The 23,144-nt window shown below is 67.4% G+C and carries 23 protein-coding genes; 7 read left to right on the forward strand and 16 right to left on the reverse strand.

The features are described from left to right. Nucleotides 1-37: 37 nt before the first annotated feature. Nucleotides 38-478: a DUF2147 domain-containing protein gene (locus PJ250_RS14465; protein WP_271645272.1), complete on the reverse strand. Its 441-nt coding sequence runs from the start codon at nt 476-478 to the stop codon at nt 38-40. 154 nt (nt 479-632) lie between these two features. Here PJ250_RS14465 and PJ250_RS14470 point away from each other — a divergent pair, with 154 nt between their 5' ends. Then, complete coding sequence (locus tag PJ250_RS14470) at nt 633-2,219, forward strand: tetratricopeptide repeat-containing sulfotransferase family protein (protein WP_271645273.1); 1,587 nt, start codon at nt 633-635, stop codon at nt 2,217-2,219. A 238-nt stretch (nt 2,220-2,457) separates the two neighbouring features. On the opposite strand, the gene PJ250_RS14475 is transcribed toward PJ250_RS14470, so the two are convergent. After that, nucleotides 2,458-5,247 carry a TonB-dependent receptor plug domain-containing protein gene (locus tag PJ250_RS14475; protein WP_271645274.1) on the reverse strand — a complete coding sequence of 930 codons (2,790 nt, stop codon included), beginning with the start codon at nt 5,245-5,247 and terminating at the stop codon, nt 2,458-2,460. Between the two features lie 339 nt (nt 5,248-5,586). Between PJ250_RS14475 and apbC the strand changes: the two genes are divergently transcribed. The 3 genes from apbC (at nt 5,587) to PJ250_RS14490 (ending at nt 7,724) form a co-directional block, all read left to right on the forward strand. Then, nucleotides 5,587-6,426: an iron-sulfur cluster carrier protein ApbC gene (apbC, locus tag PJ250_RS14480; protein WP_271645275.1), complete on the forward strand. Its 840-nt coding sequence runs from the start codon at nt 5,587-5,589 to the stop codon at nt 6,424-6,426. 180 nt (nt 6,427-6,606) lie between these two features. Continuing rightward, entirely contained in the window at nt 6,607-7,176 is a 570-nt protein-coding gene (gene dcd, locus PJ250_RS14485) for a dCTP deaminase (protein ID WP_271645276.1), read from the forward strand. A gap of 32 nt (nt 7,177-7,208) precedes the next feature. Continuing rightward, entirely contained in the window at nt 7,209-7,724 is a 516-nt protein-coding gene (locus PJ250_RS14490; RefSeq protein ID WP_271645277.1) for an RDD family protein, read from the forward strand. A gap of 18 nt (nt 7,725-7,742) precedes the next feature. Here PJ250_RS14490 and PJ250_RS14495 read toward each other — a convergent pair whose 3' ends face one another. From PJ250_RS14495 to greB, 10 genes are all read right to left on the reverse strand, one after another. Next, entirely contained in the window at nt 7,743-7,934 is a 192-nt protein-coding gene (locus PJ250_RS14495) for a LiaI-LiaF-like domain-containing protein (protein WP_271645278.1), read from the reverse strand. Nucleotides 7,935-8,125: 191 nt separating this feature from the next. After that, the gene (gene pcp / locus PJ250_RS14500; RefSeq protein ID WP_271645279.1) at nt 8,126-8,779 is read right to left on the reverse strand and encodes a pyroglutamyl-peptidase I; all 654 of its coding nucleotides are present in this window, start codon (nt 8,777-8,779) and stop codon (nt 8,126-8,128) included. Further along, nucleotides 8,776-9,744: a DUF979 domain-containing protein gene (locus PJ250_RS14505; protein WP_271645280.1), complete on the reverse strand. Its 969-nt coding sequence runs from the start codon at nt 9,742-9,744 to the stop codon at nt 8,776-8,778. Before PJ250_RS14505 ends, pcp begins: the two co-directional genes overlap by 4 nt. Then, nucleotides 9,738-10,445 (reverse strand): DUF969 domain-containing protein, encoded by a 708-nt coding sequence (locus tag PJ250_RS14510; RefSeq protein WP_271645281.1) that lies wholly within the window; start codon nt 10,443-10,445, stop codon nt 9,738-9,740. Before PJ250_RS14510 ends, PJ250_RS14505 begins: the two co-directional genes overlap by 7 nt. Further along, complete coding sequence (locus PJ250_RS14515; protein WP_271645282.1) at nt 10,442-11,194, reverse strand: 5-oxoprolinase subunit PxpA; 753 nt, start codon at nt 11,192-11,194, stop codon at nt 10,442-10,444. The genes PJ250_RS14510 and PJ250_RS14515 overlap by 4 nt, the downstream gene beginning before the upstream one ends. Next, nucleotides 11,191-12,123, reverse strand: coding sequence for a 5-oxoprolinase subunit C family protein (locus PJ250_RS14520; RefSeq protein WP_271645283.1), 933 nt, complete (start codon nt 12,121-12,123; stop codon nt 11,191-11,193). The genes PJ250_RS14515 and PJ250_RS14520 overlap by 4 nt, the downstream gene beginning before the upstream one ends. Further along, the gene (gene pxpB / locus PJ250_RS14525; RefSeq protein WP_271645284.1) at nt 12,120-12,809 is read right to left on the reverse strand and encodes a 5-oxoprolinase subunit PxpB; all 690 of its coding nucleotides are present in this window, start codon (nt 12,807-12,809) and stop codon (nt 12,120-12,122) included. Before pxpB ends, PJ250_RS14520 begins: the two co-directional genes overlap by 4 nt. Next, entirely contained in the window at nt 12,809-13,216 is a 408-nt protein-coding gene (locus PJ250_RS14530) for an HIT domain-containing protein (RefSeq protein ID WP_271645285.1), read from the reverse strand. The genes pxpB and PJ250_RS14530 overlap by 1 nt, the downstream gene beginning before the upstream one ends. 9 nt (nt 13,217-13,225) lie before the next feature. Further along, on the reverse strand, nt 13,226-13,897 hold the full coding sequence (locus PJ250_RS14535) for a dienelactone hydrolase family protein (protein ID WP_271645286.1): 672 nt from the start codon (nt 13,895-13,897) through the stop codon (nt 13,226-13,228). A 112-nt stretch (nt 13,898-14,009) separates the two neighbouring features. Further along, nucleotides 14,010-14,519 carry a transcription elongation factor GreB gene (gene greB / locus PJ250_RS14540; RefSeq protein ID WP_271645287.1) on the reverse strand — a complete coding sequence of 170 codons (510 nt, stop codon included), beginning with the start codon at nt 14,517-14,519 and terminating at the stop codon, nt 14,010-14,012. 117 nt (nt 14,520-14,636) lie between these two features. On the opposite strand from greB, the gene PJ250_RS14545 reads away from it, so the two are divergent. Further along, nucleotides 14,637-16,085, forward strand: coding sequence for a rhomboid family intramembrane serine protease (locus tag PJ250_RS14545; RefSeq protein WP_271645288.1), 1,449 nt, complete (start codon nt 14,637-14,639; stop codon nt 16,083-16,085). Between the two features lie 21 nt (nt 16,086-16,106). Here the strand turns inward: PJ250_RS14545 and PJ250_RS14550 are convergent, their stop codons facing one another. From PJ250_RS14550 to PJ250_RS14565, 4 genes are all read right to left on the reverse strand, one after another. Continuing rightward, nucleotides 16,107-17,399, reverse strand: a complete 1,293-nt coding sequence (locus PJ250_RS14550) for a tetratricopeptide repeat protein (protein WP_271645289.1) — start codon at nt 17,397-17,399, stop codon at nt 16,107-16,109. A 95-nt stretch (nt 17,400-17,494) separates the two neighbouring features. After that, nucleotides 17,495-17,965 (reverse strand): hypothetical protein, encoded by a 471-nt coding sequence (locus PJ250_RS14555; RefSeq protein ID WP_271645290.1) that lies wholly within the window; start codon nt 17,963-17,965, stop codon nt 17,495-17,497. Beyond that, nucleotides 17,962-18,420, reverse strand: a complete 459-nt coding sequence (locus PJ250_RS14560; protein WP_271645291.1) for a hypothetical protein — start codon at nt 18,418-18,420, stop codon at nt 17,962-17,964. Before PJ250_RS14560 ends, PJ250_RS14555 begins: the two co-directional genes overlap by 4 nt. Nucleotides 18,421-18,460: 40 nt before the next feature. Next, the gene (locus PJ250_RS14565; RefSeq protein ID WP_271648660.1) at nt 18,461-19,999 is read right to left on the reverse strand and encodes a helicase HerA-like domain-containing protein; all 1,539 of its coding nucleotides are present in this window, start codon (nt 19,997-19,999) and stop codon (nt 18,461-18,463) included. A 115-nt stretch (nt 20,000-20,114) separates the two neighbouring features. Here PJ250_RS14565 and PJ250_RS14570 point away from each other — a divergent pair, with 115 nt between their 5' ends. Together PJ250_RS14570 and PJ250_RS14575 are read left to right on the forward strand one after the other, a co-directional pair. Continuing rightward, nucleotides 20,115-21,698, forward strand: coding sequence for a transglycosylase SLT domain-containing protein (locus tag PJ250_RS14570; RefSeq protein ID WP_271645292.1), 1,584 nt, complete (start codon nt 20,115-20,117; stop codon nt 21,696-21,698). A gap of 179 nt (nt 21,699-21,877) precedes the next feature. After that, entirely contained in the window at nt 21,878-23,095 is a 1,218-nt protein-coding gene (locus PJ250_RS14575; protein ID WP_271645293.1) for an efflux RND transporter periplasmic adaptor subunit, read from the forward strand. Nucleotides 23,096-23,144: the final 49 nt, after the last annotated feature.

Genomic DNA, 23,144 nt, shown 5'->3' on the forward strand with positions numbered 1-23,144 from the left:
GAGCCGGGCTTGGATCGCGCGGAGCCGGTGGCGGGCGTTACTCGCGCACCCAGGTCTGTGCCCGGCAGATGAACATGATGCAGCCGGAGACATCCAGCTTGGTGCCCCCGGGCTGCAGCTCCATCTTGGACTTGTAGGTCTTGCCGTTGGCCGGGTCCATGATCGTGCCGCCGGCCCACTCGTTGGTGCCGTCCGGGGTCAGGCCCCACAGGATGGTCATGCCCTTGATCGGCTTGCCCTTGCGCTCGCCGGTGCATTGATCGCAGGTGGGATTCGGACCGTGGTCGGACTTCAGGATTTCCACGACCTTGCCGGTCAGGCTGCCATCGGTGGCCTTGGTGATCTCCACGATGGACTTGGTGTCGCCGGTCTTGTCGTCGATAGTCTTCCAGCGGCCGATCGCGCCGTCGGCGGCCAGCGCGCTGGAGGCGGCACTGGCCAGGGCCAGCATGGACAACATCAGGATGGTCTTGCGCATGGTCCCCTCCCAGGGATCGGTGTCTGTCGAGTCACGATGACCGGATTGTGCGCATGATTGACGAGCAGGCGTCAAGCTGGCCCGCTGCCCCAGCGCACGCATGGCATCATCCATACTCGCGCCTCACGTTTGCCCCTGGAGCAAGCAGTCGTTCATGAGCAGTCCCCAAACGCACGTCCAAGAGCTTTATCAGCGGGCGGTGGCGGCATTGAATCGCGGAGATTGGTTGTCTGCATACGACCTGGCTAACAAGCTCCTGCCGCTGGCTGCCTCACACGCTGGTGTTCACTTTGTCGCTGGCGTTGCCGCGCTGGGCATGCGTGCGCTGCAGCCGGCGCTGCAGCACTTGGAACAGGCTGTTTGGCTAAACCCGGATAGGACTGACTACCGCGCGCAGCTGGCGCGCGCATGGTGTTCGCACGGACATATGCGCCAAGCCCACGAGGTCGCCATCGCTGCGGTGCGGTTGCCGTTGCTTGATGGACTGTCGGCCAACACGCTTGGCGTAGTGTTCGTCCAGGCTAATGATCATCTGCGCGCTGTCGATGCCTTCGAGGCTGCTGTACGGCATGTGCCGGGCAATGCGATGTATCACTTCAACCTGGCCACCGCATTGACCTTCACCGGCAGGCTTGAGCATGCCGAACGTGAACTGGAAGCGTGCTTGGCACTTTCACCCGGCCACTGGAAGGCGCACTTGGCCCTGGCCCAGCTCTGGAAAAAAACTCCTCAGTCCAATCACCTGGACCGGTTGCGTACATTGCTGGCGCGCTACGCGCTGGATGACGAAGCACAGTTGCACCTGAACATTGCGCTCTCCCGCGAACTGGAAGACCTGGGCCAATACGAGCAGGCGCTGACCCACCTGATTGCCGGCAAGTCGGTGTTGTCTCGTACACGTTCTTATCAGTGGCGCCGCGATCGCGACCTGTTCGAGGGAGTGCTGGAGGCTTTCTCCAACTTGGATTCTCCTGGCCAGGGTCACGCCAGCGAGGAGCCCATCTTCGTGGTTGGCATGCCGCGTTCTGGCACCACGCTTGTCGAACGCATTCTCTCAAGCCACCCGGCGGTCCATTCGGCCGGAGAGCTCAACAACTTTCCAATCGCAGTGAGGCGTAGCTGCTCAGAAGGCGGAGACGCGTTGCTGGATGCTGAGGTGCTGCGGCAGATCTCTGCCACGGACTGGGCCGCTCTTGGGCGCGCCTATGTCGATTCGACACGTCCAGGTACCGGCCATACCCCACACTTCATCGACAAACTTCCTCACAATTTCCAATATGTCGGGTACATCCTGCATGCACTGCCCAGAGCCAAGGTCGTATGTCTGCAGCGCGATCCGATGGATACCTGTCTAGGGAATTTCAGGCAGCTGTTCGCGATAGATTCCCCTCACTACGACTACTCTTTCGACTTGTTAGATGTGGGTCGCTATTACCTGATGTTCGAGCGCCTGATGCGGGGCTGGGAGCGTTTGTATCCGGGGCGCATCCACACATTGCATTATGAGGCGCTTGTCCAGGATCAGGAGACCACAACGCGTGCGCTGCTTCAGTATTGTGGGCTGGAGTGGGACCCTCGTTGCTTGGCCTTCCACGAGAACTCGGCACCGAGCGCAACTGCCAGTACCGTGCAGGTGCGCGAACCGCTGCATGCGCGCTTTCAAGGCCGTTGGCGTCGATATGGGGAAGGGCTGGATCCTTTGCGCGCCCTGCTGGAGGAGGGGTTGGGTACGCGCGACTGACCCAAGCTATCTTGGGCATTGCGGGCTTGTGCATCCACTGACCCCAGGCCGACTGGCCTGCTCAACCACGCCACGCTTGAACTCGGCGCTGAAATCCTTCGGCATGAACACTCTTCATGGCCCGATTCCGCCCTTCTTGTAGGTGCCAGTGACCACGGCGTTGAACCGGTTCGACTTCTGAAAGCAGAAGCCCCGCGCGCGGCGGGGCTTCTGTACTTCAACCAACAACTAGGATCGGCTACTTACCAAAGTCGTAACGCATTTCGGCATAGATCGCACGGCCGACGGCGCTGTACAGGTAGCTGTTATACGGCGTCGTGCTGGTACCCGGATACTTGTAGGCCTGCCCATCGGGCAATTTGTTGCCGATGTTGCTGACCATCAGCGTCAGGCCCAGGTTATCCATCGGCCTATAGCCCACGCTCAGGTTGAGCGTGGTCCATGTGCCCCATTTGCCTGCCTTCACTCCAGCACTGTTGACGTAGTCGAAGGAATCTCCGACGTACGCCACGTAGTCCGGGGTGCTGCCCAGCATGTTGGCATAGAGCGTGGTGGTCCACTTGTCGATTTCCCAGCCAACCGAGGCGTCAGCCTTCCACTTCGGGCCTGAGTCGTAGACCCAGTTAGCCTGCGGCGAATTGATCAGGTCGATGAAATCCTGGGTCGGGTCGGTCTGCAGTTCGTGTTTGCGCTTGGCGGTGTAGTTGGCATTGAAGTTCAGCGAGCCGAAATTACCGATATCGAGCAGATACTTCGCGTTGACCATGATCAGTTCCAGCTTCTGGCGCGCGATATTCACCTTGGGGGTGAAGATCGAGTCAAGCTGGCCGGTGGCGGGATCGCGCTGGACCCATGACAAGGCATTCTCGCAACTGGTCAGACCAGGGCCGGCTTGGCCCAGGCGGCAGTAGTACTCCTGCAACAGGATTTGGTCACCGTCCAGCTGGTTGACCTCATCTTTGATGTCCCAAGACAAGTAGTCGGCGCTCACGGACATGTTCGTGATTGGCGCCCACACGATGCCGGCGCTCCACGTGTCGGCCTTGATCGGCTTCAGCTCGGTGTTGCCCGCCTGCGTACCGTAGTACTGCTGGCTGTTGTAGGTACATTCGGTCGTGTTGTCCGGCGTATAGCCTTCCAGACCGCAGCGATAGTAATCGGTGTCCCGCGTGTAGTAGCCGCTCAGGCCTTGGAACTGGTCGGCCAGCGTCGGCGCCTTGAACGCTGTGCCGTACTTGCCGCGGACCAGCAGGCTTTCGATCGGACGGAATTCAAGGCCGGCGCTCCAAGTCGGTTTGTCGGTCTTAGTGCCGTAGGCGTCGAAGGCGTCATAGCGGCCGGACAACGTGGCCGTCAGCATCTTGGCCACCGGCAGCCGCAGTTCGGCCATGCCAGCGTACTTGGTGCGATGGCCAGAGCCGGCCACGTCGGTCTGGCCCCAAATTTCGCCGTCCATGATTCCGGGAATCGGGACGTAATCCCAGCCTTCGTTGCCCGCTTCGACCGCCACGGCCAAACCGGCTGAACCACCTGGCAGGGAGAACAGGTCGCTGTTGGTCACCTGGGCACGGAAAAGGTCGTCCCAAGTCTTGGCCTTGGCGGTGCCAAACCCACTGAAGCTTCGGAAATCATCGGGCGACATCTGCGTGTAGAAGGCCGCATAGTCAGGGGTGAAGACAGGATAGGCTCCATAGTACGGATCAAGTCCCTGCTGCGGGCCCAGCACGTGCTCGTCGAAGTAGTCGTTGATTGCGTCGTTGAAGCGAACCCAGCTACGAGAGGACAGACGGCTCTCGTTGCGGGTGAAGGCGGCGGTGTAATCCCAGGCCTGCCCGAAGCTGCCCGTTGCGCCGATGGTGATGGTGTAGCTCTTGGTGGTGTCCTTGTTCAGGACGTTGTTGAAGCCGCCGCCGCCCATGTCCTCAGGCGAGAACGCACGCTGCAGGTTCAGGAACGAATCGTAGGTCGGGTCATAGTAGTAGCCGTATTTGCTGCCAGTACCCCACCAGGTGTAGCCGCTGCCCGTCGCGTATTCCGCCGCCTCGTGGCTGCCCAGCACTTCGACGAACAACTGGTTGTTGTCATTCAAATCGAAGGTGGTGCGGTTGTACAGCAGATAGCTTTCCTTGCCATTACGGATGGTGCGATAACCAGGCGAGCTGAATGATCCGCAATACTGGCCTGAGCCAGGGCGGGTCTGCAGGGCTTCGGTACCGCCAAACTGGCCGCTGATGGTGGAGCAGTCAATGCCATCGGGCAGCAGGTAGCCAAAATTGTCGAAGCCGTCGGTGGCGATGTTTTGGTAGCCGTAGACCAGGTAGTCGCGTGAGGCGACCGGGGCGGTGTATCCGTGCTGGTTCACTGAATCAGCCACTGCGCGCTGATAGCCCCAAACCGGGTCGCGCTTTTCGTACTGCGCCGAGGTAACCGCGTTGAGACGGCCGTCCATCGCGCTGAAGCCATTGGTGAAGGACACGCGCAGGCTGCCGCCGCCGCCCTCGCTCGTGGCGCCGCCGCGCACGCGCAGTGTGTTGCCTTCATAGCTCTGCTTGAGGATGAAGTTGACCACGCCGGCCAGCGCGTCGGAGCCGTAAAGGGAGGACGAGCCGCCCGGCAGGATTTCGATGCGTTCCACCGCATCGAGCGGGATGCCGCTGATGCTGTTGAAGGCGTCGCTACCGTTGTACAGCGCCGGGTAATTGGCGATCGGGCGGCCGTTGATCAGGTACTTGGTGTAGCCCGGCTTGAGGCCGAACATGCTGACCGTCTCGGCACCCTGGGTGAAGGAGGCAGAGGTTTCGCCGCCTTGCACGCCACCGCTGGCCATCGTGCTGGCCTGTAGCACCTCTGCCACGCTGTTAAAACCCCGCGCCTGGATATCGTCGGCGGTAATGGTGACGACCGGAGAGACCGTCTCCAACTCGGTCTGTGGGATCAGCGAACCGGTGACCACGACCTTTTCCAGGTTTTTCGCTTGGGGATCGGACGATGCGGCTTCCTGCGCGAAGGCAGCAGTGGGTAGCAGCATGGCTGCGAAAACGGCCGCACTCAGGCGGTGCCGCTTAGGAGCAGTGTGATTGCGAGACGACATAGGTGTTGTTCCCCGACATGACTGGGCCTTTTTGCCCGTTTTAAACGCGATCCTTCAAATGAATGGCAGTCCTTGGCATGTACTTGCATATCCCGAAATTAACATGAATTTTACGCAGTGCGAACAGTTTATTTGTGATGAGAGTCAAAGAAATGGTTCAATTTCTGTCACTTTCGGGTCCATCAGGAGCTGCTTTAGCCTGTGCCCAGGCTGGTACAAGCCGCCCAGTGAAGTGGTCACCAAGCGAGGCCATGAGGACTGGGCGACAATGACGGCATGACCATCCCCGCACATCGGCCCCAGGGCGGCCTGCAGCCCCATCCCCGCGTCCGCAACGTCATCGCCGTCGGTTCCGGCAAGGGCGGGGTGGGCAAATCCACCACGGCGGTGAACCTGGCGTTGGCCCTGGCCGTGGAGGGGCTGAAGGTCGGGGTGCTGGACGCGGACATCTACGGGCCGAGCGTGCCGGCGATGCTCGGCCTGTCCGGGCGCCCGGAGAGTCCGGACAACAAGTCGATCGAGCCGATGCGGGCCTTCGGGCTGGAGGCGATGTCCATCGGGCTGCTGATCGACCCCGATACGCCCATGGTCTGGCGCGGGCCGATGGCCACCGGCGCGCTGACCCAGTTGTTCAACGACACCCTGTGGGGGGATCTGGACGTGCTCTTGGTCGACCTGCCGCCGGGCACTGGCGACATCCAGCTGACGCTGTCGCAAAAGATCCCGGTGGCCGGCGCGGTGATCGTGACCACCCCGCAGGACATCGCGACGCTGGATGCACGCAAGGCCTTGAAGATGTTCGAGAAGGTCGAGGTGCCCGTGCTGGGCATCATCGAGAACATGGCCCAGCACGTGTGCAGCCAGTGCGGCCATATCGAGCACCTGTTCGGCCAAGGCGGCGGCGAAGCGATGGCCACCCATTACGGTGTGCCGCTGCTGGGTTCATTGCCGCTGGAAGTGCGGATCCGCGAACAGGGCGACGCCGGCGAACCGGTGGTCCATGCCGCGCCGCAATCGCCCGCGGCCCAGGCCTACCGGCAGGCGGCGCGCGCGCTGCTGGAAGCGCTGGACCAGCGGCCGCGGGTGGCCATGTCCATCGGTGCCTCGCTGGTCTGAGCAGGCGTGCTGCGCGACCGTGCCATCGCCGCGCGGGATGGGCGGCTGCGCGCCAGTTTCTCCGGCTGCAGGTTCAAAGCCGACCGGTCAGCGCAAGGTCCCGGGCCGGGACAGGCCCCGGCCGGGGCCCTACAATGGCGCGCCTCGCTCCACCGCCATCTTCCGGGAACCCACGACCGCATGAGCATCAAGTCCGACCGCTGGATCAAGCGCATGGCCGAACAGCACGGCATGATCGAGCCGTTCGAGCCGGGCCAGATCAAGCACGACGCCGACGGCCATCGCATCGTCAGCTATGGCACCTCCAGCTACGGCTACGACGTGCGCTGCTCGCGCGAGTTCAAGGTGTTCACCAACATCAACTCCACCATCGTCGATCCCAAGCACTTCGACAGCGGCAGCTTCGTGGACGTGGAGTCGGATGTGTGCATCATCCCGCCCAATAGCTTCGCCCTGGCGCGCACGGTGGAGTACTTCCGCATCCCGCGCAGCACGCTGGTGGTATGCCTGGGCAAGAGCACGTATGCGCGCTGCGGCATCATCGTGAATGTCACCCCGCTGGAGCCGGAGTGGGAAGGCCACGTGACCCTGGAATTCTCCAACACCACGCCGCTGCCCGCGCGCATCTACGCCAACGAAGGCGTGGCGCAGATGCTGTTCTTCGAGTCCGATGAAGTGTGCGAGACCAGCTACAAGGACCGTGGCGGCAAGTACCAGGGCCAGACCGGCGTCACCCTGCCGCGTACCTGACAAGCCTTTTAACCCAGTCCAAGGAAGGAATGATGAATACCCAGAGCGACAATCCCTACCAGGGCCCGCAGGCGCCTCTGCATGCGCGGGATCCCGCCCAGCCGAACGACCTGGCCACACGTACCGCGCGGTTGGGCGCGGCCTTGAGTGATGGCCTGATTTCCCTGGTGATCATGGGGCCTGCGATGTATCTGGGGGGGTACTGGGATGCCGCGCGTGTCTCTGGCGGCGATGTCCTCGTCGCCATGATGTCGTTGTGGACGCTGGCCGGACTGGTGGCCTTCACCCTGATCCAGTTCAAGCCGCTGATGGCCAATGGCCAGACCTGGGGCAAGAAGCTCTGCGGGATCCGCATCGTCGACCTGGAAGGTCAGGTGCCGACGCTTTCGACCCTGCTGTTCAAGCGCTACTTTCCCGTGCAGGTGGTGGGCGTCATTCCTTGCCTGGGGTCGGTCCTGGTCCTGGTCGATACCTTGATGATCTTCCGCGACGACCATCGTTGCCTGCACGACATGGTTGCCGGGACGCGCGTGGTCAGCCTGCGCTGACCGACGCCGCGCCTGCGTTCAGCGCCGTTCGCACAGCGCAGGATCGCGGTAGCGACGCAGCAGCAGATTGACGCCCGCCAGGATCAGCAGGGCCGGCCACCAGGTGCTGATGAGGTTGCTGACGTCCAGAGCGACCACGCCCAGGTTGTCCAGCAGGAACAGCGTGCCCAGGACGATCAGGACCAGGGCGGGGATCAGGTGACGGGACATGGCGGTGGCTCCTTGGTGGATGCCGCCATGCTTGCGCGCGGCTGGCGCGCGGTCAGGTGCCACAAGTCAACACTTTCCCCGTCATGCAGGTGGGCAGGTGCGATGTCCGCGGTCGGAACAGCGCGCCGGCCCGCGGCGGAAGCTGCGCGCCGGGTCGGAAGCGCACGCGGAGCTGGACGAGGTGCGCGGACTCAGTGCTCGGCGCCACCGGCCAGGACCAGGTCCTCGGACGTGTCCAGCGCGACTTCCAGGCAGATGCGCAGGGCCTGGGTGGCCACGTCCACGGGCAGTGCGAACTGCCCCGGGTGCGTTGCTGCAAGCTCCGGCGAATACGGCACGTGGATGAACCCGGCACGCACTCCACGCCGGCGCCGCAGCAGGTGACAGGCGCCGTAGAAGACCTGGTTGCAGACATAGGTTCCGGCGGTCTGGGAAATGTGCGCCGGCAGGCCCTGTGCCTGCAGCGCGGCGCGCATGGCCTTGATCGGCAAGCGGCTGAAGTACGCGGCCGGGCCGCCTTCGACCACCGGTGCATCCACCGGCTGCGCGCCCAGGTTGTCGGCGATGCGTGCGTCGATGACGTTGATGGCCACCCGCTCCAGCGACAGGCCCTCGCGCCCGCCGGCCAGGCCGACGCAGAGCAGCAGCCGGGGGCGCACCGCGTCCAGCGCCTGGCGCAGGGCGGTCAGCGCGGTCTCGAACGCCACCGGCAGGCAGCGGGTCTCCACGCGATGGCCGCCGATGCATGCGCCCTGCAGGGGCGCGACCGCGTCCCAGCTGGGATTGGTCGGGTCGGCGCCGAACGGTTCGAACCCGGCCAGCAGGATCCGCGGCACGCGGCTCATCGGAAGCACACCCAGGCCATCAGGCCCACGTTGAACACCAGCAACGCGCCAGCCGTGGCCGCCTGGGCGCGAATGACGCCGTGGCGGTCGCGCAGTTCCAGCAGCACCGCTGGGACGATGTTGAAGTTGGCGGCCATCGGCGTGAGCAGGGTGCCGCAGTAGCCGGTCAGCATGCCCAGCGCGCCGAGGCTGGCCGGGTCCGCGCCGTGGCGCTGGATGAGCAGGGGCAGGCCGATACCGGCCATCATCACCGGAAAGGCGGCAAAGGCATTGCCCATGATCATGGTGAACACCACCATGCCGCCGGCGAAGGCCAGCAGGCAGGCCATGCGGCTTTCGATCGGGATCACTCGGCCGACCAGCGTGGCGATGACCTCGCCCACGCCGGTGGCCGCGAACACGCCCCCCAGCGTGGCCAGCATCAGCGGCAGCACCACCGCCCAGCCCAGTGCGTCCAGCAGCCGACCGCCCTGGCGCACGCCCTGTGCTGGCGCGGCACGGGTGACCCACAGTGCCGAGCCCAATGCCGTCAGGCTGGCCACGGCCAGGGCGGTCAGGGTCAGCGCGCCGGGGTCGAGTAGCCCCTGCAGGCCGGGCACCCACGTGCTGCAGACGAACAGCACCAGCGTGATCAGCGGGATGGCCAGCGCCGGGCCGAACAGCCGGTTGCGCAAGCGCTGCGCGCTGGCTTGCCGGCGCTGCTGTTCGGCCTCGCTGTCACCCTGCGGTTGCAGACGCTGGAAGGCGGCCAGCACGCCCAGCACGAGCACGCCGCCGCCCATGGCCTGCGCGGGCCAGGCCACGCCGGCCTTTGTCGCCTGCAGGATCGCCTCGCCGGCGGCGAACGGCACGGCCAGCACGGTCCAGAAGCCCCCCATCGCCCAGCGTCGGGCGCGCAGGTTGTGCAGGGCGGTGATCACCAGCAGCACGGCCACCAGCCAGTAGAAATATTCGGCCTTCAGCACGGAGGCGTGCCATCCGTGGTGGCGCGCTCCGCGACGCGCGCCTGGCGCAGGCGACGCTCCATCCGCAGCAGCCGCAGCGCCTGCACAGCGAAGGCGGCCACGGCCGTGGGCAACGCCCACAGCGCGATATGCAGGGGTTCGAGCACGATGCCGTTGCGCGCATAGAAGCCCTGGATCAGCAGCACCGCGCCGATCGCCACGAACACATCCTCGCCAAAGAACAGGCCGATGTTGTCGGTGGCCGCGGCATGGGCGCGGATCTGCTCGCGTTCGTGCGGCTGCAACGGGCCGAGGTCGCGTTCGGCCGCCGCCTCGCTCATCGGCGCCACCAGCGGGCGCACGGTCTGCGCCGGGCCGGCGACGTGGGTCAGGCCGACCATGCTGATGAGCTGGCGCAGGCCCAGGTAGGCGATCTGAAAACGCGCCAGGGTCAGCCCGCGGAAACGCACGATCCACGCCTGCGCCCGTTCGCGCAGGCCGTAGTGCTCCAGCAGGCCGATGGCCGGCAGGGTCAGCAGGAACATCATCAGCGCGCGGTTCTGGACGAAGCCATTGCCGATCAGCGCCAGCAGGTTGGGCAGGGCGATCTTCGCCAGCAGCCCACTGGTCAGCGCCGCCACGATCACGACCAGCAGCGGGTTGAAGCGCAGGACGAAGCCCAGCACCACCACGCCGATGCCCAGCAGCGGCCAGGCGTTCATGGCGCCTGCTTGGACGGTGCGACGACGCGGCAGCCAACCTCGTCCAAGGCGGCGCGCAGGGCCCGGGCGAAGTCGGCGGCATCGGGGCGGTCGCCATGCAGGCACAGGGTATCGGCACGCAGGGCGACAGGTTCGCCGGTGCGGGCGGTGACCTGGCCCCGCAGCAGGGCGCGCACCTGCGCGATCGCGCTCGGGGTGTCTTCGATGCTGGCGCCCGGCGTCCCGCGCGGAGTCAGGCGGCCATCGGCTTCGTAGCGGCGCTCGGCGAAGACTTCGTGTGCGACCCGCAGACCGGCCGCCGTGCCGGCGCTGGTCAGTGCGCTGTCGGACAAGCCATAGAGGATCAGGGTCGGATCGTGGTCGCGCACGGCCGTGGCGATGGCGCGCGCAAGCACGGGGTCGGCGGCGGCCTGGTTGTAGAGCGCGCCGTGCGGCTTGACGTGGCGCAGCGTGGCGCCGGCGGCGTTGACGATGGCCTGCAGCGTGCGCAGCTGGTCCAGTACCAGCGCGTGGGCGTGGGCCGGCGTGAGGTCGAGCGCGCGACGGCCGAAATGTGCGCGATCGAGATGGGAGGGGTGTGCACCGATGGCCACGCCATGCTGCAGGCACAGGGCCACGGTCTGGCGCATGGTCGCAGCGTCGCCGGCATGTCCGCCGCAGGCGATGCTGGCCGAGGAAATGTAGGGCATGACCGCGGCATCGTCGCAGCCTTCGCCCAGGTCGCAGTTGAAATCCAGGGAGCGGGTCATCGCCTCGCCGCGTGCAGGGCCAACCCGATTCTGGCCATGCGCGCACGCACCTCGCAAGCGGCGGCCTGGGCCTGTGCCAGGGTGACCGCCTCGAACCACATCGCTTGCCCGGGACGCAGCTGGGCCAGCCGCGGCAGGTCGGCGCCGATCACGTGGCCCAGCCGTGGATAGCCACCGACGGTCTGCGCATCGGCCAGCAGCACGATGGGTTGTCCATCGGGCGGAAGCTGGAGCGTGCCGGGGGCCACCGGTTCGGACAGGCCGGGGCCGGGCGCGTCGGGCAGCGGCGGTCCCTGCAGGCGCAGCCCCTGCCGGTCGCTGCGCGGGCTGGCCTGCCAGGCCGTGCCGGCCAGGGCCTGCGCGGCGGCCACGGTGCTAGGAACGTAGCGGATTGGCGCCGGCGCCGGGGTGGGATCGACCCACCAGCGCGGCCAGTGCGGCAACCGTCCATGGATCGCGGACGGCGCGTCGACGGGGAGCCTGTCGCCGGCCTGCAAGGCGCGCCCCTCCAGACCGCCGAAACCGCCACGCAGGTCGGTGCTGCGGCTGCCCAGGACCGGCGTGACCGCGAAGCCGCCGGCCACGGCGAGGTAGCTGCGGATTCCGTCGCCAATCCCGCCCAACACCAGTGTGCCGGCCGGAACTTGCACCGGACGCCCCATCGGGATCGATGTGCCGTCCAGGCGCGCCTGGATCCGGGCCCCGGTCAGGGCGATCGTCGCCGGCGCGGGCAGGCGCAGGGTCGGGCCGCGCAGGGTCAGTTCGAGCACGGCGGCCTGGGCGGGGTTGTCGACCAGGCGGTTGGCCAGCCACGCCGCGAGCGGGTCGAGTGCACCGGCCACGGCCACGCCAAGATGGCGCAAGCCCGTGCGGCCGGTGTCCTGGACGGTGGTCAGCAGGCCGGGCGCGAGGACCTCCCAGGCACTCACCGCCCCGACGCCTCGAACTGCTCCGGCGAGATCGCCACGAAACGCACGACATCGCCCGGGGCAAGCAGGGCCGGCGTGGCACGCGTGGCGTCGAACAGGCGCAGCGGCGTGCGCCCCAGCAAGCGCCAGCCGCCGGGCGATTCACGTGGATAGACGCCGGTCTGCGCGCCACCGATGGCGACCGATCCGGCGGGGACGCGGGCGCGCGGCGTGGCCAGGCGCGGCAGGGCCAGCGCCGCGTCCAGGCCCAGCAGATAAGGGAAGCCCGGCGCGAAGCCGGTCATGGCCACGGTGTAGCGGCCCGCGGTGTGGCGTGCGATCAGCGATTCGGGCGATAGCTCCAGCTCGGCCGCCGCGCTGTCAAGGTCCTGCCCGTAGGCACCGCCGTAGCAGACGGGCAGCTCGATCACGCGCGCTGCGGGAGGGCGCAGCGTGCGCGCACTGTTGTCCAGATGGCTTTCGATCCAGCGCCGGACCTGCGCATGCGCGTCGTCTTGCCACGCAACCGGATCGAAGAACACCGCCACGCTGGCATAGGCGGGCACCACGTCGCGCAACCAGTCCGGCGCCGCCTCGCGCAGCGCGTCGGCCAGGGCGAGCGCCTGGCGATTGAGGGTGGGATCGATGGTCTGGCCCAGGCGGACCAGCAGGGCGTCGTCGGCGAGGGCTTCGAACGCGGGTGTCATCAGCGCAGCAGGCTGCGCCAGCGGACGCGTTGCGCTTCCAAGGCGTCAGGCGCGTGGCGCACGGCCGTGCCACTGCCCCAGACCGGGCCGGGCCAGGCCGCGTCTGCGGCGTGACGTCCGACCAGGTGCACGTGGAGCTGGCGCACGATGTTGCCCAGTGCGCCGATGTTGAGCTTCTCGATGCCCGGCTCGGCGCGCAGCAGCGCCCCGGCCTGGTTGACCTCGGCCAGCAGCAGGCGCTGCTGGCCGCCGTCCAGTTCGATCCACTCGGTGGCTCCGGCCACGCGCGGCACCAGCACCAGCCACGGGAAGCGCGTGTCGTCCATCAGCCGCACCTGCGACAAGGGGCCATCGGCGACGAAGACGCTGTCGGCGGCCAGGCGCGGATCGAGCTGGAAGTCGGTCATGCCCGGCGCCTAGCCGATGTTTTCCTGCAGGAAGGCCACCGCACGGCCGAAGGCCAGCTTGGCGCTGGGCTCGTCGTAGACCGCAGGGCTGGCGTCGCGGTTGAAGGCATGGTTGGCCGGATAGGTGAAGACATCCATGTCCGGCCAGGCCTTGCGCTGGGCGTCGACGATGTCCGGGGTGATGTGCGCGTCCTGCTCGCCGAAGTGGAACTGCACCGGCGCCTTCAGCGGCTGGTCCACGAACTGACCGTTGCGGCCGCCGTAGTAGCTGATGCTCGGCAGGCCCAGGCGCTGGGCCGAGAGCAGGGCGACGGTGCCGCCCCAGCAGTAGCCGACGGTGGCGACCTTCTCGTGGCCGGCGGCGGTGCGCGCGGCCTTGGCGGCGATCTCCACCACGTCCACGGCCGCATCCAGGCCGATCTCGCCGACGATCTCCAGGCCGCGCTTCATGCCGGCATCGTCATAGGGCAGTTCCAGGCCCGGCTCGACCAGGTCGAAGAAGGCCGGCGCGATGGCCAGGTAGCCCTGCTCGGCGTACTGCTCGGCCACCTCGCGGATGTGTTGGGTCACGCCGAAGATCTCCTGGATGACGACCAGGCTGCCGCGAGGGGTGCCGACGGGGTCGGCTTGCCAGGCCGCGACCGGGCCCTTGGCAGTGGTGAGCGTGATCCATTGACCCATGGCGAAGCCTCTTCGGAACGTGACGTAGGGCGCTCAAGTCTAAACCCGCGCCCGAAGCGTTCCGTTGCACCGAAGTGCCCGATGCGTCCCGCCGGTGGGCTGGTGTGGGCGCTCAGGCCGTGGGCGCGTAGGACACCGCGACGATCACGAAGCTGCCGGTGCGGCCGGGCAGGGCGGCTTCGAACTCGTCGTCCACGCGCTTTTTGAGCATGGCCCGGGCCAGCGGCGAATCGATGCTGATGTGGCCCAGGGCCGCATCGGTTTCGTCCGGGCCGACGATGCGGTAGCGGGCCAGCTCGCCAGTGTCGGCGTCCTCCAGCTCGACCTGCGCGCCGAAGAACACCGCCTGCGGGTCGGCTGGCGCGGTATCGACCACGCGCAGGGCTTCCAGGCGCTTGCTCAGGTAGCGCACGCGGCGGTCGATCTCGCCGAGTTGCTTCTTGCGGTAGCTGTACTCGGCGTTCTCCGAGCGGTCTCCCTCGGCCGCGGCGGCGGCCAGCGCCTTGACCACTTCGGGCCGGCGCACGCGCCACAGGTCCTCCAGCTCGGCCTTGAGTGCGGCGTGGCCGGCGGGGGTGATCAGGGCGGTGCTTTTTTCGGCAGGCGGGCGCCAGCGGCTCATGCGGTGAAATCGGATGGATGAACGTCCGGATTTTACGCGGGGCAGCACTTGTGCCGTGGCGTGGCCATCGTCGAAGCTGCGTCCGGCCCGATGCCGATGACACCAAGGACGTCACGCATGTTGATCCTGCCACTGCACAAACCCTTGAACCGCAGCAACCTGCCCTGGGCCACCGTGCTGCTGGTTCTGGTCAATGTGCTGGTCTTCGTTGGCTGGCAAGCCGGGGATACCGAGCGCCTGGCGTCGGCGTACGCCTACTACGCGCAGTCCGGCCTGGCCGAGGTGGAGGGCGACGCCTACACGCACTGGCTGCGCGAGCATGGCCGGGGCGCGCAGGCGGCCGCACTGGAGGACCTCGCTGCGCCGGCCAGGGCCGCTGCGGTGGCGCAGACCACCCAATACGACCTGCCGTTCCAGCGCGCCTTGCGCGAAGGCCAGTTGATCGAAGCTGACCAACAGGCGCAGTGGCGGCAGGCGCGTGCCGGCTACGACCAGCGGATGCATCGGGTGTTCACCGATCGCCATGTGTTGCGCCATGGCGAATGGTCGCCGCGCAGGATGCTGTCCTCGGCCTTCCTCCATGCCGGGGTGCTGCACCTGCTGGGCAACATGGTGTTCCTGCTGGCCATCGGTGTCCTGCTGGAAGGGGCCATCGGCCCGACCTTGATGCTGGCGGTGTATGTGCTTGGGGCACTGGGGTCCAGCGCGGCCAGCCTACTGTGGCGTGCGGGCGAGGTCGGTGCCGGACTGGGGGCCTCCGGGGCGATTGCCGCGATGATGGGCGCCTTCTGCGTGGTGTGGGGCCGGCAGCCGGTCCGCTTTTTCTATTGGTTCGTGGTGGTGTTCGATTACGTGCGGGCGCCGGCCATCTGGCTGTTGCCGGCGTGGCTGGGCTGGGAGGTCTACAACCTGTTCGGCAGCGGGGACAGCCATGTCGCCTTCGACGCCCACGCGGGCGGCCTGCTCTGTGGCGCCTTGATGGGGGCTGCCCTGGTGGCCGCGGGCCGCAGGCGCGATGGATTCATCCGGGACGATGTCGAGCCGACCGCGGCAGGTCCTGATGATCGTTGGGGGCGCGCGCAGATCCACATGGGACGCATGGAGAACGACCAGGCCGAGCGCTTGCTGGAGGCGCTGGCCGCCGAGCAGCCGGCGCGCTTCGAGGTGGCCTTGGCCCGCTATCGGGTCGCGCGCAATGCCGGCGATGCGGTGCGCGCGGGTCGTCGCGCGGTCGATCTGCTCAAGCTGCGGGCGCTGGATGAGGCCCAGGCCGCGGCGCAGGTGCATGTGCTGGAACAGGAGTCTCTAGCCCTGCCCGCCGAGGTCCGCGCCGGCCTGGCCGAACGCTGGGCGGCGCTGGGCCAGTGGCAGGCCGCCGAGCGCCTGCTCGAAGGCGCGTCGGACCTGTCCGCCGAGGACCAGGCCGGGCTGTGGTTGCGCGTGGCGCTGGCCCACGACGACCTGCAGGGCCAGGCCCGGCAGCAGCGGCTGCTGAGCCTGCTGATCGAACGCTTTCCCGACGTCCCGCAGGCGCACAAGGCGCGCTTTCTGCTCGACAACGCCTGAGTACCGCGCCGGGTGCGGCGCTCAGGCCCGGGCAATCTGGGGGGCGGCGGGCAGGCCATCGATCGCGGCCTTGGCGGCGAGCAGTCGGCGACGTTGTTCTTCGTCCTCACAGCGCGCCAGCGTCTGGTCAAGCAGCGCCGAGGCCTGGGCGTCGCGCCCAAAGCGTTCGGCCAGCAACAGCGCGGTGTCCAGCGCCCAGCGCGGGGCCTCCGGCGCCGAAGGCCAGGCCTTGAGCATGGCCAGGTGCAAGTCGACCTGAAGCTGGGCCTGGCCGGTCAGCTGCGCACGCGCGGCGAGCTGGCAGGCCTGCTCGACGGTCAATGGGACAAAGTCCGGATCGGCCTGCAGGGCTTCGCGCAGCAGGGCCAGGGCCTGCCGGTCCTGTCCGGCCTGAAGCAAGGCGGTGAGGTATTGGCGGGCGTGTTCCAGCCGCTGTTCGCTGCGGTGGCTGCTGGCCAGCAGGCGCTGGTAGAGCGCGTGCACCTCCAGCCCCACGGCGCGCGAACGCACTTCGCCACGCAGGATCTCCAGTGCCGTGTCGTTGCGCCCCTCGCGGATGTGCAGCTCCGCATCTTCCAGCAGGCGCTGGTCGGGCGCGTCGCGGATCAGGTCCAGGTCGTTGTGCGCGTCCGGTTCATAGCCCAGGACCTCGTGGTACTGGTAGACCAGATAGCCCATGAAGTGGAACGTGGCGAACAGCCCCCAGATGGTGATGGCGGCCAGTGCCAGTTCGTCCAGCACTGGGGGGAGCAGGCCCTTGGCCCAGCGGCTGGCGGTGAGCATGCTGGCCTGCATGACGAACAGCACGCCGAAGGCCGCCAGGTAAGGCCAGCCGATCCGGGTGGCCAGGGCGACGGCCACCGCCGGGTTGAGGGCGCGCCTGAGGCTGCCGTCCATCGCCAGGGAGATGACGAAGCCCGGCTGCAGCAGGACGACGGCCACCAGCACGAGCAAGCCCAACGCCAGGCCACCGAAGGCGAAGGCCAGGACGACCACAACGATCAGCGCGATCATCATCGCCAGCAGGCGCCAGACGCTTCCGTCCCGCGATGCATTGACCAGCTCGGGTGCTTCCATGCGCCCGTCCGCGGTGTGCCGCAGGATGTCGAACGCATAGCCGTAGATCGCGGCCCAGGTGACCAGGGACAGCAGCCATCCCATTCCCGGGATCAGGCTGCTCAGCGTGCACAGCGTCAAGGTCACCAGCGCGAGCAGCGCCGTGCCGTGGAGCGGGTAGAGCGGAAACCGGCGCAGGCGAGTCCAGAAGGGTTCTGGCATCGCCGGGCGGCGGGCGCGAGGCAGGCGCGGGCCCATGGGCTAAATCCTTTTACTTCCCCTGTGAAGACCCGATTGTGTCCTCGTGCTCGTCGGGGTGGCAACTCCTCCGGCGCCGCCTGCCGCAGGTTTCCTCAGTGCGCGCGCTTGAAGGTGTAGGTCCCGTCCTGGCTGCGCAGTTCGTCGGCGGACACCACGTCGAAGCGCACGTCCTGGGCCGCCTTGTCATTGGGATCCAGCAGCATCACCCCCGCCGCGGCCGACGCCCAGGTCCCGTCGCTGGTCAGTTCGGCACCAGCGGCCTTGAGGGTCTGCCGGTAGGTGCCATCGGCGGCGATCTCCAGCTGCGAGCCGTTGCCTTCGAAGGTGCCGGCCAGCGCCTTGGCGTCGATGACCCGGCCGGCCTGGTCGGTGACTTCACCGGCCGAGGCGTTGTCAACGGCGGCCACCGCGTCGGTCTCCGGCAGCGGCGGTGGACGGGTCGCCTGCACGCTGGCGTCCTGCGCGGGCGGGGTGGCGGTGACCGGTTCGGTGTGGTCCGGCTTGCAGGCGGCCAGCAGCAGAAGCGGGATGAGCAACGTGGACGGGCGGAATCGGGGCGTCATGATGCGTCCTGGGGAATGCGTCTGAGGATCATGCCATTGTCGCGCTCGTCCGCAGCGGTGCATGAACCGCCGTCCTGGCTCAATGATGTCGCGTCGTCGCTGATCCGGAAGCCATACCAGCGCTCGTCTTCGTGCCGAAGCGGTGGTTCTCGATTCAGTATCAGGCAACTCCCCGCGATCTCATCGATCCACCACGGGCCGGCCACGGTTTCCTTGCGCCCTTTGCCGCGATCGCAACGCGTGGTCAGGACATAGCGCTTGTCCGCCTTGATTTGCAGGCGGGCGCGCTTGTATTCGCAGGCCGGGTCGCGGGTCATCCAGTCCCGGACTTGCCCGCTGTAGTCGCCGGCAAGTTGCGGTTGCCGCGCTTTGGGCCATTCACTGACATGGGTGTCCTGTGCGAAAGCGACTTTGATGGAGCACGCCGCAAGACCGAGCAAACCCAGCGTCCTCATTCTCATTGCCGATCCCTCCTGGAGGCGTCATCAACGCTGGTCAGCGGCCTTTGCCGCCGAACAGCCCGCCCAGCAGGCCACGCAGGATCTGCCGGCCGACCTGGTTGCCCACGGTGCGGGCGGTCTGCTTGGCCATCGCTTCGACCAGGCCCTGACGGCGGCCGGTGCCGAACAGCATGTCCTTGGCCATCTTGCCCAAGCCGTTGTCATCGGGCGCGTCGGGCTTGGCGGGGGGCGCCTTGGCCTGCGCGGTGGCGGTGTCGGCACGGTCGAGCAGGCGCTCCGCGGCTGATTCGCGGTTGATCGGGGTGTCGTACTTCATGCCGACCGGGCTGCCGGCGCGGACCTGTGCGCGTTCGGCTTCGGTGATCGCGCCCATGCGGCAGCGGGGCGGGGCGATCAGGGTCTGCTGGACCGGCATCGGCACGCCCTTGTCCTGCAGGGTCGAGACCAGGGCCTCGCCGGTCCCGAGCGAGGAGAGCGTGCGCGCCACGTCCAGCTTCGGATTGGGGACGAAGGTCTCGGCCGCCGTGCGCACCGCCTTCTGGTCGCGCGGGGTGAAGGCGCGCAGCGCGTGCTGCAGGCGATTGCCCAACTGGCCCAGGATGTTGTCGGGCACGTCGTCGGGAAACTGCGAACAGAAGTACACGCCCACGCCCTTGGATCGGATCAGGCGCACGACCTGCTCGATGCGCTGCTGCAATGCCGGCGGGGCGTCGTCGAACAGCAGGTGCGCCTCGTCGAACACGAACACCAGCTTGGGCTTGTCCAGGTCGCCGACCTCGGGCAGGTTCTCGAACAGCTCGCTCAGCAGCCACAGCAGGAAGGACGAATACAGCCGCGGCTTGAGCACCAGCTGGTCGGCGGCCAGGATGCCGATCACCCCGTGACCATTCGGGTCCACGCGCATCAGGTCTGACAGTTCCAACGCCGGCTCGCCGAAGAAGCCCTCGCCGCCGTCCTGCTCCAGCCGCAGCAGGGCGCGCTGGATGGCGCCGACCGACTGCGCACTGACCAGTCCGTACTGGGTGGAGACCTCCTTGCGTTCCTCGACGACCAGACCCAGCAGGGCGCGCAGGTCGGCCAGGTCCAGCAGCAGCAGGCCGCGGTCGTCGGCCAACTTGAACACGATGTCCAGCACGCCGGCCTGGGTGTCGTTCAGTTCCAGGATGCGGCCGAGCAGGGTCGGGCCCATCTCGGTCACGGTGGTGCGCACCGGGTGGCCGAGCTTGCCGTACAGGTCCCAGAAGATGGTCGGCGCGCCGGCCGGGGCATAGCCGTCGATGCCGATCTGCGCGGCGCGCACGGTGACGCGCTCGCTGCCGTCGCCGGGCAATGCCAGGCCCGCTACGTCGCCTTTCACATCGGCCATGAACACCGGCACGCCCAGGCGCGAGAAGCCTTCGGCCAGGGTCATCAAGGTCACGGTCTTGCCGGTGCCGGTGGCCCCGGCGACCAGGCCGTGGCGGTTGCCGAACTTCGGCAGCAGGTGGACCGGGATGTCGTCGGTGATGCCTTTGCCCAGCAGGATCGGGTCCATGGAGGTTCTCGCGCGGAGTCGGGCCGATTCTAGGCGCAGTTGTCCTTACCGGTCCGCCGCAGGGCCAAGGATGTCCCACGCATGACCGACGACCTTGCCGCCTGCGCGCGTGCGCAGCTACCCTGCCGGACCGCTTTGCGTCCGTGTGTGCCTGATGTCCTTCCCGTTCCGTGCCGTGCCGTTGTTCGCCGTCCTGACCCTGTCTTTCCTGGCGTCACCGGCCCTTGCGCGGATTTCCTCCCGGGACAAGGCGGCGGCCGAGGCGCTGGCCCAGCAGATGCAGGCCGCCGAGAAGCGCTACAACGCCGCGCTGGTCCTGACTTCCAACGCCGACCCGAAGGGTCAGGCCGAAAGCGATGCGGCCCTGGAGGACATGGAAGACACCCTGGACGCCTGCGCCAAGCAGAAGGGCTGCCAGATGCACACGCTGCTGGCCACCTACAAGCGCCTGCTCAAGGAGCAGGTGGACGTCGCCTCCGACGTGTCCGGCGATGACCTGGTCGGCGAGAGCGACAGCACCGATCCGCTGGACGATGGCCAGGACCACAGCGTGCCGGCCAGCTCGGAGGTGCCCGACTCGACCCGGACCGCGCGCCTGCTGGACGACGGGCGTCATCCCTTCGACACGATGGTCGAATTCAATCCTGCAGTGCAGGCCGGGATCCGGCGCTGGCTCACCGACATGCGCGGTGCGCTGATCGACAGCTACGAGAATTACCAGAACATGCGCCCGGAGATGCTGCCGGCCTGGCAGGCCACCGGCCTGCCCGAGGCGCTGCTGTTCGGGATCATGGCCAAGGAGTCCAACGGCCGCACCCATGTGAGTTCGCGTGCCGGCGCAGCGGGGCTGTTGCAGTTCATGCCGTCCACCGGCAGCCGCTTCGGCCTGGGCATGGATGCGACCGGGTTCGATACGCGCTTTGATCCGTACGCCGCCACCGAGGCCGCCGCGGCCTACATGAACGAGCGCATGGGCGAGCTGAACCACAACATCGAGTTCGCCCTGGCCGCCTACAACGGCGGGGAAGGGCGCGCACGGCGGATCTACGCCAGCCGCCCCGGCGCGAGCTTCTGGGATGCCGATGTGTACGCGCAGTTCCCGGCCGAGACCCAGGACTACGTGCCCATGGTCATCGCCGCGGCCTGGCTGTATCTGCACCCCAAGCAGTACGGCCTGGTCTTTCCCCGCATCGACGCCACGCCGGCGCCGATCAAGCTGGCACGCACCGCCTCGATCTACGAGCTGACCATCTGCATGGGCAACGGCCGCACGCGCGAGGGCTACATGCGCGCCCTGCGCAACCTCAATCCGCGCTACCAGGCCGATGACTGGATCCCGGCCGGCACCACGCTGCAGGGCAGCGTGCGCATGGCCAGCCTGTATAGCCGCTACTGCGTCAAGGGACCGCATGCCGACCTGGCCCACACCCTGGTCACCGCCACGGTGGACGCGGCCATCAAGCGCGATACGCCGCCTTCGACGCGTGTGGCCGTGGGCGATGTCAGTGGCGTGCCGATCGGCGTGCCGACGACGGTGGCGACCGGTGCGCCCAAGGCGGCCAAGCCCAAGGCGGCGCAGGCGCGGCACTACCGCGTGGCCCGTGGCGATACCCTGGGCGGCATCTCCGACCGGTTCCGCTGCGATCTCAAGGATCTGGCCAAGGCCAATGGACTGCGAGCCCCGGCCTATGCGCTCAAGCCCGGACAGCGACTGACCCTGACCAGCTGCGACGGCTGAACCCGCGCGGGGCGGCGCGTACATGACGTCTCGCCGACGGTCCGATTCCTGCTGGCGGCTGAACGAGGCGACTCGATCCGGCGTGGCCCCTGTCATCAGTCATGCAGGCACGCGCGTTCACAGACGCTAATCTTGATGGTTGTTGCCTAGCAACACCGTCCCCTACGGAGAGTCAGTGCATGTCGCGTAAATGGAAGATCGCCCTTGGGGCGGTCGTCGTGCTGGTGGTCGTGCTGGTGGGAGTCCGCGGCTGCGGCAAGCGTCATGCGGCAGAAGAAGCCAAGCAGGGCGGCGAGGACAGCACCAAGCCGGTTCCGGTGACCGTCGAGCCGGTCACCACACAGAACGTGCCGGTGTACCGCAACGCGACCGGGACGGTGACCGCGCTCAACACGGTGACGATCAATCCGCAGACCGGCGGACGCCTGATGAGCCTGAATTTCACCGAGGGCCAGCCGGTCAAGAAGGGCCAGCTGCTGGCCAAGATCGACCCACGCGAGCTGCAGGCCGCCTACGACCAGGCCGCCGCATCGAAGAAGCAGAACCAGGCCCAGCTGCAGACCGCGCGCGATACCAACGCACGCTTGACCGATCCCAAGTACGCGCCCTATGTCGCGCGCACCGACATCGACACCCAGAAGAACCTGGTCGCGCAGTACCAGGCCGCCGTCGCCGCCGCCGAGGCGTCGATGGAAGCGGCCAAGGTGCAGCTGCAGTACACCGATATCGTCTCGCCGCTGGACGGCATCGCCGGCATCCGCGGCGTGGACGTGGGCAACATCGTCAGCACCGGGTCCACGATCGTGACCATCACCCAGGTCGAGCCGATCTACGCCTCCTTCAGCCTGCCGGCGCAGGACCTGACCGTGGTCCGCCAGGCACAGGCCAAGGGCGCGGCCAAGGTCGCCGCGCTGGACAGCACCGACCAGCACGTGATCGCCGATGACGGCGTGCTGGACGTGGTCGACAACCAGGTCGGCGCGGACACCAACACCTTCCGCCTGCGCGCACGCTTCCCCAATGCGGACCACGTACTGTGGCCGGGGCAGTTCGTCAACGTGCGCCTGCAGGTCGACATGCTGGACGGCGGCCTGGTGGTGCCGACCCAGGCCGTGCAGCGTGGCCCGGACAGCGACTACGTCTATGTGGTCCAGGCCGACAACACCGTCAAGATGACCGACGTCACCACCGGCGTGGAGGTGGGCGATACCCATATCGTGGTCACCAAGGGGCTGAAGGCCGGCGAGCGCGTCGTGACCGAGGGCCAGTTCCGGCTCAAGCCCGGCTCCAAGGTCAATGCCCTCAAGCCGGGCCAGGAGCCGCCGGAGCCGACCGAGCAGGAACTGCAGCAGGCCATGCAGGGCGACAAGCGCGGCGGACGCCGCGGCCCGCGCTGATTCACATGCCCCGCCGCCGCCCGCGGCGGGGTCGCCGCGCAGGCGCGGT

This window comes from Pseudoxanthomonas sp. JBR18 (genome assembly GCF_028198165.1).
In the GTDB taxonomy this organism is placed as follows: domain Bacteria; phylum Pseudomonadota; class Gammaproteobacteria; order Xanthomonadales; family Xanthomonadaceae; genus Pseudoxanthomonas_A.

Bases quoted from the DNA above. Each gene is read 5' to 3' on its own strand.
- PJ250_RS14475 (WP_271645274.1), bottom strand. From the start codon at position 5,247: ATGCTGCTACCCACTGCTGCCTTCGCGCAGGAAGCCGCATCGTCCGAT.
- PJ250_RS14495 (WP_271645278.1), bottom strand. From the start codon at position 7,934: ATGTCCCGTCACCTGATCCCCGCCCTGGTCCTGATCGTCCTGGGCACG.
- PJ250_RS14465 (WP_271645272.1), bottom strand. From the start codon at position 478: ATGCGCAAGACCATCCTGATGTTGTCCATGCTGGCCCTGGCCAGTGCC.
- apbC (WP_271645275.1), top strand. From the start codon at position 5,587: ATGACCATCCCCGCACATCGGCCCCAGGGCGGCCTGCAGCCCCATCCC.
- PJ250_RS14470 (WP_271645273.1), top strand. From the start codon at position 633: ATGAGCAGTCCCCAAACGCACGTCCAAGAGCTTTATCAGCGGGCGGTG.
- PJ250_RS14490 (WP_271645277.1), top strand. From the start codon at position 7,209: ATGAATACCCAGAGCGACAATCCCTACCAGGGCCCGCAGGCGCCTCTG.
- PJ250_RS14545 (WP_271645288.1), top strand. From the start codon at position 14,637: ATGTTGATCCTGCCACTGCACAAACCCTTGAACCGCAGCAACCTGCCC.
- PJ250_RS14570 (WP_271645292.1), top strand. From the start codon at position 20,115: ATGTCCTTCCCGTTCCGTGCCGTGCCGTTGTTCGCCGTCCTGACCCTG.
- PJ250_RS14575 (WP_271645293.1), top strand. From the start codon at position 21,878: ATGTCGCGTAAATGGAAGATCGCCCTTGGGGCGGTCGTCGTGCTGGTG.
- pxpB (WP_271645284.1), bottom strand. From the start codon at position 12,809: ATGACACCCGCGTTCGAAGCCCTCGCCGACGACGCCCTGCTGGTCCGC.
- PJ250_RS14550 (WP_271645289.1), bottom strand. From the start codon at position 17,399: ATGGGCCCGCGCCTGCCTCGCGCCCGCCGCCCGGCGATGCCAGAACCC.
- pcp (WP_271645279.1), bottom strand. From the start codon at position 8,779: ATGAGCCGCGTGCCGCGGATCCTGCTGGCCGGGTTCGAACCGTTCGGC.
- PJ250_RS14515 (WP_271645282.1), bottom strand. From the start codon at position 11,194: ATGACCCGCTCCCTGGATTTCAACTGCGACCTGGGCGAAGGCTGCGAC.
- PJ250_RS14530 (WP_271645285.1), bottom strand. From the start codon at position 13,216: ATGACCGACTTCCAGCTCGATCCGCGCCTGGCCGCCGACAGCGTCTTC.
- dcd (WP_271645276.1), top strand. From the start codon at position 6,607: ATGAGCATCAAGTCCGACCGCTGGATCAAGCGCATGGCCGAACAGCAC.
- PJ250_RS14510 (WP_271645281.1), bottom strand. From the start codon at position 10,445: ATGAACGCCTGGCCGCTGCTGGGCATCGGCGTGGTGGTGCTGGGCTTC.
- PJ250_RS14555 (WP_271645290.1), bottom strand. From the start codon at position 17,965: ATGACGCCCCGATTCCGCCCGTCCACGTTGCTCATCCCGCTTCTGCTG.
- greB (WP_271645287.1), bottom strand. From the start codon at position 14,519: ATGAGCCGCTGGCGCCCGCCTGCCGAAAAAAGCACCGCCCTGATCACC.
- PJ250_RS14560 (WP_271645291.1), bottom strand. From the start codon at position 18,420: ATGAGGACGCTGGGTTTGCTCGGTCTTGCGGCGTGCTCCATCAAAGTC.
- PJ250_RS14535 (WP_271645286.1), bottom strand. From the start codon at position 13,897: ATGGGTCAATGGATCACGCTCACCACTGCCAAGGGCCCGGTCGCGGCC.